This is a genomic window from Actinotignum urematis, assembly GCF_051264595.1.
Taxonomy (GTDB): Bacteria; Actinomycetota; Actinomycetes; order Actinomycetales; family Actinomycetaceae; genus Actinotignum; species Actinotignum timonense_A.
Genome location: NZ_JBOZBG010000005.1, coordinates 16,948 through 30,528, shown reverse-complemented (window position 1 = coordinate 30,528; position 13,581 = coordinate 16,948). Strand labels below are relative to the sequence as shown.

At 58.4% G+C, this 13,581-nt stretch carries 8 protein-coding genes and 1 pseudogene; 1 reads left to right on the top strand and 8 read right to left on the bottom strand.

What is annotated here, in order from left to right:
• The first annotated feature begins 146 nt into the window (after nucleotides 1–146).
• Nucleotides 147–2,414, top strand: a complete 2,268-nt coding sequence (locus tag ACRQDJ_RS03955) for a 6-phosphofructokinase (protein WP_435710897.1) — start codon at nucleotides 147–149, stop codon at nucleotides 2,412–2,414.
• A 142-nt stretch (nucleotides 2,415–2,556) separates the two neighbouring features.
• Here the strand turns inward: ACRQDJ_RS03955 and ACRQDJ_RS03950 are convergent, their stop codons facing one another.
• The 8 genes and pseudogenes from ACRQDJ_RS03950 to ACRQDJ_RS03915 all read right to left on the bottom strand — a co-directional run bounded on the left by ACRQDJ_RS03950 (nucleotide 2,557) and on the right by ACRQDJ_RS03915 (nucleotide 13,567).
• On the bottom strand, nucleotides 2,557–3,195 hold the full coding sequence (locus ACRQDJ_RS03950) for a hypothetical protein (RefSeq protein WP_435713248.1): 639 nt from the start codon (nucleotides 3,193–3,195) through the stop codon (nucleotides 2,557–2,559).
• A complete protein-coding gene (locus ACRQDJ_RS03945; protein ID WP_435710900.1) occupies nucleotides 3,176–3,418 on the bottom strand; it encodes a hypothetical protein in 243 nt (80 codons plus the stop codon). The genes ACRQDJ_RS03950 and ACRQDJ_RS03945 overlap by 20 nt, the downstream gene beginning before the upstream one ends.
• A gap of 140 nt (nucleotides 3,419–3,558) precedes the next feature.
• Nucleotides 3,559–4,509, bottom strand: coding sequence for a LysR family transcriptional regulator (locus ACRQDJ_RS03940; protein WP_435710901.1), 951 nt, complete (start codon nucleotides 4,507–4,509; stop codon nucleotides 3,559–3,561).
• 117 nt (nucleotides 4,510–4,626) lie between these two features.
• A complete protein-coding gene (locus tag ACRQDJ_RS03935) occupies nucleotides 4,627–5,787 on the bottom strand; it encodes a class C sortase (RefSeq protein WP_435710903.1) in 1,161 nt (386 codons plus the stop codon).
• A gap of 177 nt (nucleotides 5,788–5,964) precedes the next feature.
• Complete coding sequence (locus ACRQDJ_RS03930) at nucleotides 5,965–7,524, bottom strand: SpaH/EbpB family LPXTG-anchored major pilin (RefSeq protein WP_435710904.1); 1,560 nt, start codon at nucleotides 7,522–7,524, stop codon at nucleotides 5,965–5,967.
• A gap of 255 nt (nucleotides 7,525–7,779) precedes the next feature.
• Nucleotides 7,780–10,458 carry a hypothetical protein gene (locus ACRQDJ_RS03925; RefSeq protein ID WP_435717815.1) on the bottom strand — a complete coding sequence of 893 codons (2,679 nt, stop codon included), beginning with the start codon at nucleotides 10,456–10,458 and terminating at the stop codon, nucleotides 7,780–7,782.
• A gap of 45 nt (nucleotides 10,459–10,503) precedes the next feature.
• Nucleotides 10,504–11,406 (bottom strand): annotated as a pseudogene (locus ACRQDJ_RS03920) (BspA family leucine-rich repeat surface protein); the annotation flags it as partial.
• 835 nt (nucleotides 11,407–12,241) lie between these two features.
• On the bottom strand, nucleotides 12,242–13,567 hold the full coding sequence (locus tag ACRQDJ_RS03915) for a hemolysin family protein (RefSeq protein ID WP_284903543.1): 1,326 nt from the start codon (nucleotides 13,565–13,567) through the stop codon (nucleotides 12,242–12,244).
• Nucleotides 13,568–13,581: the final 14 nt, after the last annotated feature.

Genomic DNA, 13,581 nt, shown 5'->3' with positions numbered 1-13,581 from the left:
CGGCACGGGCGCGGGCACGTGCACATCGCCCCGGCTCCCGTGTACCCCGCGGCGCGCCGCTACCACATCTCGCGGGCGCCCCGCCGGACTCTAGCACCACACATGAGCCCACCATCTTTGACACAATGATCTTCGGAGGAGGAACCATGTCAGATCACGCAGATCCCGTATCCCTTGCCATTCTTACCTCGGGTGGGGACGCCCCGGGCATGAACCCGGTAGTGCGCGCCGTGGTGCGTACCGCTTTACACGTGGGCGCCCGCCCCTTCGCAATTCGCGAGGGTTGGCGCGGAGCTATCGATAATCTTATTGAGCCCATGGCCTGGAGCGATGTGTCCTCCATTCTGGATAAGGGCGGCACGGTGATCGGCTCGGCCCGCTCTACCGAATTCCGCGAACGGGACGGGATGCGGAAAGTGGCCGCGAATCTGGTGCGCGCCGGAATTGACCGCCTCGTGGTTATCGGCGGTGATGGTTCCCTCACCGGGGCTGATACCTTGCGGGAGCGCTGGAGTGGGCTCCTCGAAGAACTGGTAGAAGCCGGGGAAATCGAAGCCGATCTTGCCGCGCGCCACCCTGAGCTTCATATTGCCGGGGTGGTGGGCTCCATCGATAACGATATGGTCGGCACCGATATGACGGTGGGAACCAATTCGGCCCTGTGCCGCATTATTGATGCTATTGACGCTCTCACTTCCACAGCCGCTTCCCACCAGCGGGTATTCGTGGTGGAAGTGATGGGGCGGCGCTGCGGCTATCTGGCCCTCATGGGTGCGATGGCCGGCGGTGCCGATGATGTCATCATTCCCGAGCTTCCCCCCGAGGACGGCTGGGAAGATGCCATGTGCGAAAAGATCCGTTCCGGGCGGGCGGCCGGGCGGCGCGATTCGATTATCGTCGTGGCCGAAGGCTGCATGGATCGGCACGGTGAAAAGATCACCGCCCAGCGCATCCAGGCAGCTATTAAAGAACGCACCGGGGAGTCTCCACGTATTACCGCGCTCGGTCACGTGCAGCGCGGCGGCACGCCGTCCGCTTATGACCGCTGGATGTCCACCCTGCTCGGCTACACCGCCGCCCTGGAGGTGATCCGGGCCGAACCGGGTGAAGAATCCTGCATTATCGGGATTCGTAATAATCGGCTCCAGCGCCTGCCGCTGGTGGAGACGGTCGCCAATACCAAGAAGGTCATCGATTACCTGGAAGAGGGCGATTACGAGGCGGCGGTGCGCTCGCGCGGCACCAGTTTCTCCCGCATCAAGTCCCTTTTCGAAACGCTTTCTTCTCCGCTGGGTGAGGACCGCTATTTCAAGGACGGGTGGCGCCCGCGGGTGGCCGTGCTCCACGCCGGCGGGCTCGCCCCGGGAATGAATGCGGCCGCGCGCAGCGCGGTACGGCTGGGGCTAGATCGCGGTTTTGAGATGCTCGGTGTGGAGGGCGGTTTCCCCGGCCTCATCCGCGGGGATATTCGCCCACTGAGCTGGGGCGATGTGGATGGCTGGGTTTCGCTGGGCGGCGCGGAACTGGGTACTGCCCGCTCGGTTCTCGGTATCGAGGATTACTTCGGGCTCGCGCGCTCCATCGAAGCCAATGGCCTGGACGCCATTATTATGATCGGCGGCCTGGCCGGCTATGAAACCGCGTGGAATATGGCGAAAGAGGCGGACCGCTACACCGCTTTCCGCCTCCCCCTCATCTGCGTGCCGGCCTCGATTGATAACAATCTGCCCGGCCACGACCTGTCTATCGGGGTGGATACCGCGCTCAATACCAATGTGGAGACCATCGATAAGATTCGCCGTTCCGCTTCCGCTTCCCGACGTTGCTTCGTGGTGGAAACGATGGGCCGCAAGTGCGGTTACCTCGCGCTTATGAGTGCGCTATCCACCGGGGCTGAGCAGGTCTACCTGCATGAGACCGGGGTGGATCTGGCGATGCTCACGAAGGAAAGCGAGCGCATGAACCGGGCCTTTGATGGCTCCCGTTCCCTCTACCTCGCTATTCGTAATGAGGATGCGTCCAAGTACTACACCGCGGACCTGCTGCGGCGGGTTTTCCAGCAGGAGGGCCACGGGGCTTTCTCGGTTCGTTCCACGATTATTGGCCACCAGCAGCAGGGCGGTATTCCCACCTCCTACGACCGTACGCTCGCGGTGTCGCTCGCGGCCCTAGCCATTGATGAGGTGACCGCGCAGCTGGAGAAGAAGGAGCGGGTGGGCGCGCGCTATATCGGCCAGCACAATGGCAAGCTGGAGTCACATCCGATTATGCGCATGGACGAAGAGATGGATATGAAGAACCGGGTGCCCTTGGATCCGTGGTGGATTTCCGCGCTCCCCGTGCTCTACACGGTGGCGGCCCGCGAAGATACCACCCCGCTGGAGCACCTGGCGATTTACGACGATAACCGCTAGTCGCGTTTACTTGTAGCGCGGTGCTTGCGCCCGCGCACGGTGGGGGCGACGACGCCGCTAGCTGGCAGCGCCCCACCTCTCGCTACTGCGTGCCTAATCCTCGGCCTCTGCGGCCCGGTCGCATTTTATTAGCGCGGGTGGTTCACTCTTCGAGAGCTTGGAGAGCGGTGGCGCGGTGATGCCGCACTACGGATCGCACCTGAATCTGTTCCCAATCCTCGATGCCTTGGTCGAGTGCTTCGCGTGCTTGTGGTGTGCACGCCACCCCGAGCTCGTCAATGACTAAAAGGAGGATTTCTTCCAGGCAGGGCCGGAACCAGCGCCGGCCCATCGTGAAATGAATATCGGCAACGTGGGGAGTGCGGGCCTCGTTCTTGATGCGCCGGCGTGAGCGGCGGGAATGAGTGCCACTCAGGACCAGGGCGTGTGTCCATTCATCGCGGTGGGAATGGATCTGGATATGCGCGCAAGGAATATTCGAACGTGGTGAGCGAATATAATCCCAGCGCACCAGCGGCTCGCTGCTTTTTGCTCCTCGGATGACCGAGAACGTTGATTCATTGACGCTGAGTAAACCGGTTTCTGGATTAAGGAAAACCTCGTAATCAAAACGGACAAAAAGGAAACGATCAACGCGAATATCGCCAAACAATCTTTTTCGCGGAAGATCTCCTTTTGTGATCGTCTGTTTTATCAGCGAAAAGCCGGGGGCGATCAGCTCCCCGATCCGCTGCAGATGTGCCGCAAAATCATCGGCACGCTCATCCAATAGTGTGTTCACCACGGCAATACTCCTCAAAGCGGTCCAGGCCTATCATCTCGAAATAAGCGTCGGACTCTTTTGGTCCGAGCTGGTAGTTATCGGCACGCCAGTCGAATTCTTCCCGGGTCATTCTGACTTCACGCAAGATTTCCTCCTTGCGTTCGAGGATTTCTTCCAGCGAGTTGTAAACACGATCCGGAATATCCAACTGGTCCTCATAAATATCCTCGTAAATGTCCATGTGTCTCACTCCTTCAATCGCCTCATGGCGGCGTAGTTGCTTGTGCTTATTCGTTATTCTTGCATGACGCCAAGGCACAGCAAAGAGCCAATTACAACACTGTGGACAAGGGGGACGTTTCGCGATTCTGTGGATAACTTCTAGCTGGCTGCGCTCCCGCCGGCCGCCCCCGCGCCGGCCGTGGCTGCGCGTACTGCTTCCAGGAATATCTCCCCCACTCGGCTCAGACGTGCTTGTTTATCCCAGGCAAGCACGCAGGTCAGGCCCACCAACCAATCCAGCGGGATAAACACCAGGCCCGCACCGGAAGACGCCACTCCCGACCCGGCACCAGTGTCCCCGCCCAGGCCCGCGCCCCCGCTCAGCGTCATATTCTCCAGCACGATAGCCTCACCAACCCCGGCCTCCACCATCACCCGGGCCCCGCGACTCGTCCCGTACCGGCCTACTACCGTCAGCTGGTTTTCCTTATCCAACCAATATCCCAGCTCCCGACTACGCTCCTTCGGCATAATCAAGGACCGCTGGGTAATATCCGCCCGCCGAACCGTCCCACGCCCCACCACGTCACTATCCGTACGCACCAACAAGCCCCACCGATCCTCACCGCGGAGCGCGAGGGTTTCCCAAGCTGTGCAATCCCAAGAATCATCCAAAACAGCGAAAGAAGCCGTACCCTCAGCAAGCATCCGGGTGGCCGCTTCACGCCCGCACAACGTGACTTGGAAACTAATACCCGGGTAGCGGGCCCGCACCTGACTCATCACCGGCGCCAGGCTATCCAGCGCGCTGCTTTCCCGGCCGGCGATCACGATAGTTCCCTGCGGGTTATCCTCCAGATTCTGCAGCTCCGCCACCGTACTATCCACGAGCCCGAGGATCTGGTGACTGCGCTCCACCAGGTAGCGCCCAGCTTCGGTGAGTTCTCGCCCGCGCCCGACCCTGCGGGTAAGTACTTGGCCGACTTCTTCTTCCAAGAGCTGGATACGTTTCACGACCGCCGCCGTGGTACACCCGCATTTGCGGGCCACCGCGTCCATGGTGCCCAGTCGCGAATAAAGAATGAGGGTTTCTAATAATTCCAGTCTCACACCGGTACCTCGTTGTATGTCGTGATGCTAAATGGTCTAAATCAGTGAGGGTTGTACGACGCCGCAGCACCCCGCCGCGTGCTCCAGGCTGCCACGTTGGCCAGCGCTACGGTGCAGCTAGCGGAGCATGTGTCGGGGCAACATATCCCGCCTGGAGTCCTCCTCACGCCGGGCGAGCGCCGAGCGTGCCACCAGGAACGCAAACAGCAAAGAGATAAGGATGGCGAGCACGAAGAGGGTCATCCACCACGACCATTGCAACCCGTCCACCGCCGGCACTTCCACCGGGTCAGGCAACACCCGCTCACCCGTCACCAGCAGCCGGTGCGAATTCACCCCATACGGAGTACACGTAAGAAGAGTGGCTAGGTCACGCCCGGGTGCGCGTACCAGCAGGCTTGGGTCGTGAGGGTCGACGACGTCTACTCTGACCACGCGATACCCAAACACTTGACCCTGGATTTCGAAGAAAAACTCATCCCCGATACCCAGATCGGTGAGCCGGTCAAACATGGTAGAGGTCGGCAGTCCAGTATGAGCCGTCACCACACTATGCCGGTTTATACCGCCGACTGGTATATCGGTCCCGAACATATGCCCGGCACCCCGCTGCAGAGTCTCAGGTGAGGTGCCGTGGTAGATCGGGAGTTTCACCCCGATCTTCGGGATTTTCACGATCCCCATAATCCCATCCGGCTGATCAAGCACCCGAGCGTATTCCTGGTAGGCCGGCAGGTCGGTGGCTATATCGTCAAGATAAGGGTCAAGGACCGCCATCCCCTGGTGGCTCGCGTTATAGGCGTGAGCCCGCTCAATATACGAGTTCCGTAGTTCCTGGGATTGGGTATTCACTTGGCCCTCATAGGCACGGGAGACTACTTTGGATTGCCAGTTATTCCACACCGTCGAAGTCACCGGATAAGCCAGGCACAGGATCCCGATGAGGATCATGGCCAGCGGGGAGAGCCGGCGTTTATCCTCTTTCGGGTCGGTGTAGAACAGCAGGCTCGCCAGCCCGCTTTCTTCCCCCACACGCGCCGCACGCCGCCCACGAACCACACCAGCGGCAGGGCCGCGCTGTGCCTTGGGTTCCACATGATGTACTGGCGCAGCAGCCGGTTCGGGCTCCACATGAAGCGCCACCTTAGGTGCTTCCCCGGATCCTGCCCTGCGTACCGTCTTGGATTCCGTTTCGAGGGCTGGCTTTGATTCCGCGGGGTTGGGTGTCGGGGCGTTGAGGGCACGCCGCCCACGCACCGCGCCCGTTTCGCCGCTCATGTCCCTACCCCCTTCCCTGGCGTGGCTTTTTACTAGCGCTAGCCGTGCAATTCGTATTGCGCTAGTCGTGCAGAATTAACTTGCGCTTGATAGATTGTGGGGCCAGTCGGACTGACCGGCCCCACAATCTTCGTTACCTACTCAGGCTGGCAAACCTGAACCGTTAGTTTTTCCTGTTTATGCGTTGTTTTTACGCGAACGCAGGTGCGTCACCGCACCGCTCGCCACCAGGCCAGCGCCAAGGAGGGCGAAGATACCCACCCCGATAGCACCGGTCTTAGGCAGGTCGAACCACTTACCAGAATCCTTCGTCGGAACATTCTTAATACCAGTCTGGAAGACCTGGCCGGCGTTATCGGTTACGGTGACTTCGGTGATCTCATCCGAGCGAATGAACTTCGCGGGGGCTTCGACCTCAACCACGTAGAAAGCCTCACCCTTCTTCGCCTTAAACTTCGGGGTCAACCCATCATCGCCGGTCACCTTGGTACCGAAACCAACCGAAGCACCAGAGCAGTTAGTACGATCCTTCTTCGCTACACAAGCCTTAGCGTCATCCTGGTTGGCGAAGGCCACGAACTTCGCGCCCGCAAGCACACTTCCATCCGAAGCATCCGTCTTGGCGATCTGGAAATCGTAGAACTCAATAGTCGGGAACGGATTCGGGCCAGGACCCGGCTCGGGTCCGGGACCGGGGGTCGGACCGGGTTCGGGAACAATCGGGCCGGGAGTCGGTTCGCTATCCGAGTGCCCGGGGATGAAACCAAACTTATTAGAAACCGAATCAAGAGCAAGATCAGCCTTGAGGGTGAAGGTCAGGTCCACGGTCACCACCGGAGCCTCCGACGCAGTCGCCTTAGCCGCGATAGTGTTGAGACCGTCATCAGTGAAATTCACCTGGAGGCGAGTACGCCCAGCTTCCACACCATCAGTTGAGGTAGCAACGTTGTACTGCGATTCCGCAATTACTTCGCCGCTCACCTTGACAGCCTTGACCGAAGTCTTATCGATCACGGTGTAAGCATCAGTCATCGCATCGTCGAAAACCGCGAAGCCCTTAATATCAGCCCCAGTGATTGGGCCCTTCTTATTCAAGGTCGCCGAAATCGTGTAGGAAACATCATCGCCCGCACCCACAACCTGTTCGAAAGCACCAGTCTTCTTCACAAGGTCACGAACATCCGTATTCTTCGGGGTGACCGAAACATCATAGGTGTACTTCTGGTCCGCAGAAGAGGTTCCCGTGATTTCCGGGACCGTCATGAAGAACGGCTTAATATCCGAGGTATACCCAAGCGGCACCTTCGATTCCACAATCTTGTAAAGACCAAGCGGAAGGCGATCAAAAACTGCCTTACCTTCACCAGTGGTTTCGACCTTGTAAACAGCGGTCGTGCTGAGCTTCGCCTTCGGGCTATCGGGATTCGCGTTGAGGTCCTTGATTGAACCCGCCACGGTCTCCCAATCAGCCATCTTCTTCATATCACCAAGGGTGACATCCCCGAGGGCATCCACCTTCGTGACCGTGAACTCAGCACCGTTCACAGGCTTGTGCGTTGCGGCGTCCTGCTTCGTGATCGTAATCGACCCCGTCGTGGGAGCACCCGCAGCCCACGGAGCAACCGACGCCGGATCGCCTGCCGGTTCGGGTGCGGCGTTAGCCACCCCGATACCCATTCCCGTCAGTGCCAGCGCACACGCCGCCACCAACGCTCTCAATGACTTCTTACGAGCCATACTTTTTCCTTCCCAATAATTTCAGCACCACAAGAAGTACTGACCAACACGCCCGGCCAACGCCAAGCGCTTGTTGTTGAACTTGTTGAAAAACTGCCCCTACCGGGCCGGTCCCACCTATCTCGCCAGGGAACCGAGGGCGCGCGTAGTGGTTGTTGCGTGGCCACACGCCCACCCTCGTCTCCCTTTTTGCTTGCGCTCGATACCACGCGCCCTCTTGGTTTATTGAGAGCGCATGTAGGTGGTAGCAATAGTTCACGCGCGGCGGCCCACCCCCTTCTTCCGTCGGGTCTGAGCCCACCACCAGCCACCGGTGACCCCCACGATCAGAAGCGCACCCAGGCCAGCCGTGCGGTTCATTCCAGCCCCACCCGTCTTCGGAAGCGCAGGCTGCACAACCTCAACCGTGAGCGCCTTGCGTGCCCACCCCACGCCTTCCACAGCGTTCGGCCCCGTAGCCGCACCGGTGAGCGGGTCGATAGTGATACCGGGTTTCGTGGCATACACCCAACACCGATACGTGCCGAGCTCGGCTTGGGTGGCATTACCATCCACCTCACCAACCGTCCGCGCACCGCTCCCCGCAAGCTCAACGCCATCAGGTGCTTGCTTCACGCGCACCAACTCCACACCCACAGGCAACGCATTGCGCTCGCCCTCAGCCTGGCCGTCATGCTTCGGGGCGCACACGGTCTGCAGGCTGATCAACCCCGCATCCGTCGTAGAGGTGGCCTCCACGCTTAGCGGCTCGAGAACCGGTTGGCCCTTCACCACCGTGAGGGTGTCTTTAGAAACCGTGAGGGCAACATTCACGCACTCCCCCAGCTCGCGCTCATCCATGTCCCGCTCACGCGTCTCAGTCCGCTTCGAAGCCTTCGCGGTATCCAAAACCCACTGGCGCTTACCCGAGTCCCACTTAGGCGGAGTCGTCGTCACAGTCCGGGTTTGCTTAACCTTCCGCGTTGAGCAGTCCTTAGCCCCCTGCTCGGTCGAGTCCTGCCAGTCACCTTCCGTGACCTTATCCACCGGCCGCGGACTGCACTCCTTGTGCTCGTCATCGTTCATCTCCCGCTGGCGGGTTTCAGTCTTTGTCGACGACGCAGCCGTATCCAAGACCCACTTCCGCTGGGAAGAGTCCCACTTAGACGGTGTCGTCGTCACGGTGCGAGACTGCGTGACCTTGCGGGTATTGCAATCTTTGGAGCCGTCCACCCAATCCGAATGTGTGACTTGAACCGGGAGCCTCGGAGTACACGCCTTGTGCTCGTCATCGTTCATGTCCCGCTCGCGGGTTTCAGTCTTTGTCGACGACGCAGCAGTATCCAAGACCCACTTCCGCTGGGAAGAGTCCCACTTAGACGGGGTCGTCGTCACCGTCCGCGACTGCGTTACCTTCCGGGTATTGCAATCCTTCGCGCCATCAACCCAGTTAGTTGCGGTCACCTGGGCCGACGGCTGCGGCGTGCACTGGCGGTGTTCACCATCGTTCATGTCACGCTGACGCGTCTCGGTCTTCTTCGAAGCCTTGCTCGTGTCGAGCACCCACTTACGCGAAGAAGAATCCCACCGATACGGTGTCGTGGTCACTGTCCGGGACTGCGAAACCTTACGAGTATTACAATCCTTGGCCCCATCAACCCAATTAGTTGCGGTCACCTGGGCCGGCGGCTGCGGAGTACACGCGCGATGCTCGTCATCGTTCATCTCCCGCTCACGCGTTTCAGTCTTTGTCGACGACGCAGCACTGTCCAAGACCCACTTCCGCTGGGAAGAATCCCACTTATACGGGGTCGTGATCACCGTCCGCGACTGTGTGACCTTGCGGGTGTTGCAGTCCTTCGCGCCATCAACCCAATTCGTTGCCGTCACCTGCGGATTCGGCTGGGGGCTACATGCACGGTGTTCGCCGTCATTCATATCCCGCTGCCGCCTCTCGGTATTCTTCCTTGCTTTCGCGGGGTCGAGGACCCACTTGCGCTGGGACGAGTCCCACTTATGCGGGGTTGTCGTCACCGTCCGCGACTGCGACACCTTCCGAGTATTACAATCCTTCGCACCGTCAACCCAGTTAGTTGCGGTAACTTGCGCTGGCGGCTGCGGCGTACAAGCCTTGTGTTCGCCGTCATTCATCTCGCGTTGACGCGTCTCAGTCTTCTTAGTTGCTTTCGAGGTGTCGGGCACCCATTTACGCGAGCCAGAATCCCACTTATGCGGTGTCGTGGTCACGATGCGAGACTGCGTGACCTTCCTCGTGTTGCAGTCTTTCGCACCGTCAACCCAGTTAGTAGCGGTCACCTGGGCCGGTGGCTGCGGCGTACATGCACGGTGCTCGCCGTCATTCATCTCCCGCTGGCGGGTCTCAGTCTTCTTGACTGCCTTCCCGGCATCAGGCACCCATTTACGCGAGCCAGAATCCCACTTATACGGCGTTGTCGTCACGGTACGCGACTGCGTAACCTTGCGGGTATTGCAGTCCTTGGCCCCGTCAACCCAATTCGTTGCCGTCACCTGGGCTGGCGGCTGCGGCGTACATGCGCGATGCTCGTTATCGTTCATGTCCCGTTGGCGGGTCGCGGTCTTCTTAGTTGCAGCGGCATTATCGGGCACCCACTTACGCGAGCCCGAATCCCAACGATGCGGTGTCGTGGTCACCGTACGAGACTGCGTAACCTTCCGGGTATTACAGTCCTTCGCGCCATCAACCCAATTCGTTGCCGTCACCTGGGCTGGCGGCTGCGGCGTACATGCACGGTGCTCGCCGTCATTCATGTCGCGCTGGCGGGACTCGGTTTTCTTCGTTGCTTTCGCAGTATCAAGGACCCACTTGCGCGAGGAAGAATCCCACCGCTGCGGGGTCGTGGTCACCGTACGCGACTGCGAAACCTTCCGAGTATTACAGTCTTTCGCACCATCAACCCAATCCGTTGCCGTCACTTGAGCCGGAGGCTGCGCAGGTTTTTCTTTTACAGTTAAGGTTGAGGGCACAAATTTCAATGAGTAGGTAGAAAGTGCCGAACGCTTGAGTCGAAGCGCTCCCTGGCTGATTGGGTATTCACCCGGACCCATGCCATTTGAATATGTTGTTTCAAGTTCACCTTCTAGTTGGTCACCAAGTCCTGACGGCGAAATCTCGTAGGTCAAGTTTGGTGATTTTTCGCCTGCATAAATAATAATCGGATTGGCTTTCACCGTAATTTCTTTAATGTCCATAGGACGGAGAAGATAAATGGCATTATCTTGATATACCGAAAAATTATAATTAGGAATGAAAAAGTTCTTCACCTGATCACCAGGTATATTCCAGCTAAGAGGTTCGGTATCCCCCTCTTTAACGATTTCATAGAAAACATCTGAGTCGAAGGATGCGATTGTATATAGCGACCTTAGTTGCTCAAATTGTTCTCCCCTCAGTCGCAGTGTTGTACGACTGCTGGTAAAGAAAATCCATTCAGCGGTTCTTCTTCTGTCGAGGATTGTTCCATTTTGAGGAAGCGTCCAGTTAGTTATATCGATAAATGTAGCGTTGGGCGCGTCAAAAAACATCCACTGAAATTCAGCACTCCAGTGCGGCTTCCAGCGAGAGACATCCGGATTAGCACCCGAGCCCGTAAACATTCGCACAAAACTCCTGCAATTTCCAACATCCCAGTTAGAAACGTCCGGATTAGCCTTATGAGCATCCATAAACATCTCCCTCATATTCCTGACTCGGGAAGTGTTGATTCCATTAGCAGGGAGATCAATTTCCGCATCAACACAGTCTTTAAATAGGGCAGTAGAGCTCTCGGGAAAGATTATTTCTTTACCACCATTTAGAGTGAAAACTATTTTCTTAGGCTCAGTTTCCCCGCCGGTATCACAGTGTTGTTTTTTCAGATCCATCCACTGTTTACGATTGAGTTCACCGTGGCCGGCGACGGTGAGTGTTTTTGTGGTGGAATCCCAGGTGGCGGTGAGGTTGGGGCCGACGGGGATACCTGCTGCGCGCTCCGTTGCGCTCGTTTCTCCCCCATCGGAAGTGTCGGGTGACGCGAGGCTAGGAGCGGCTCCCCCCCCCCCGCTAAAACAGCAAGCGCGGCAATAACGGCAGCCGCTCGTTTGATCAGCTTCACTACTAACCCCTCACCAATTGATACTGTTACAGGCAGATCTCCCACCCCCGTCGCGAAACCATTTTCACGTTCAATAAGGAATAGGAATGAGTACGACTGCATAGTCGCTTTCTTGATTTACCTTAGCTTATTTCTACAGTTTCCACCACGGGTAACGTTCAGGATAATTCCAGCACGAACCACGCAGTAGTCAGACTTTTCTGCTTATTTATGCGGTAACAGGTAGCTACTTGTGACTAAAGTCTCGAGCGGAAACGTCTTTTGTAACCAAAATTCAACAGATCGGAAACGAGCCCACTATAGCTCGATTACTTGCCGAATGCACCGTCGATTTATACATAATAATTAGTTTTCTATGCGGCCTGGCAGTGACTATTTCTATATATTATTTTCACTGTCGCGAAAATTAGAAACGCTCATAACGCCATAAAAATGCTATTTTTTGGCGTTTGCGCACCGCTAGACGAAATCTCCGTTCAGCTCCGTGAAGGTCTATCCAGAATTCAACGGAACCGCGACCGCTGGCAGCGGGGGCTTCCAGCTGCCGCCTGCGAGTCTCACTCCCCGCGCGATTCAGCTCCCCGCGTGATCCGCTAGAGCACCAGCTACCGCCCGGCTTCGCTATGGCCTTCCATCCGGGCCATGGCAATGTCCTCCGATTCGGTCACCTGGTCCACCCGCACCCGGTCGATGCGCCGCCCGTCCAGGGATTGCACGGTGAGTTCCACCGCGCCCAGGCGGGTGGAATCCCCTACCTGCGGCATGCGCCCGAGCTGGGCGATGATATAGCCGGCCAGGGTATCGAAAGGCCCCTCGGGTAGCTCCACCCCGAGCATTTTGAGCACTTCGGGGCGGGTGGAGAGCCCGTCCATATCCCGCACTCCCCCGTGCACCTGCACCTTGGGAACCTCGCGGTCGTACTCATCGCGGATTTCGCCCACGAATTCTTCCATCACGTCCTCAATGGTGACGATGCCGTCCGTCCCGCCGTATTCATCCACCACGATGGCAAGATGGGCATGGGCTTTCCGCAGATCTGAGAGGGCTTCCAGCACATCCTTACCCGTCGGGAAAAAGGTCACCGGGCGCACCAAATCGCTCACCCTTTGAGCCGTGGGAGCGGGAGCGAGCATATCGCGAATGTGCAGGAAGCCGATCACGTCGTCGTCGTTCCCACCGCGGCGCACCGGATAACGCGAGTGCTCCAGGGCTGTAACAAGGGGGCGTGCTTCGTCTAGAGAAAGTTCCGCGTCTAGGAATTCCACTTCGGTGCGCGGCGTCATGACCTCCTGCACCGTGCGGTCTGAAACGGACAGCATCGAGACGACCATATCGCGTTCCTCGGTGCCAATCGTTTCCTGGCTGGCCACGAAGGCGCGCAGCTCCGCCACCCCCATTTCTTCGCGCTGCTCTTTCGGGTCACGGCGCAGCAGCCGCAGCACCCCGTTCACGCTCACGCCCAGGAACCAGATGACCGGGCGCAGCACCGCGGTAATAAAAGCGAGGGGCCGGGCAGCCAGCGTGGAGATCGTTTCCGCCGATTGCAGGGCGATACGCTTGGGCACCAGCTCCCCGAACACAATGGAAATATAGGAAATCACGAGCGTGGTGAGCACAAAAGCCAGGGTGGTGGCCCCGTTTTCCGACATCCCCCACGCTCTGAACGTGGGCGCGATCTCCGGGGCAATGGAAGCCGCACCGAAGGAGGCGGAGAAGAACCCGGCCAGGGTCACGCCCACCTGAACAGCGGAAAGAAACTGGTTGGAATCCGCGGTTAGGCGCTGGATAGTTTTCCCGGAGGCGGAATTCTCCGCCATCTCGTCGATCTGCGTTTGCCGCAGGGAAACCAGCGCGATTTCCGAAGCGGCGAAAAACGCGCCGATCAGCGTGAAAACAACAACCCAGATAATGTTCATAGCTAAGGGACTCACTCCACCAGTATGGA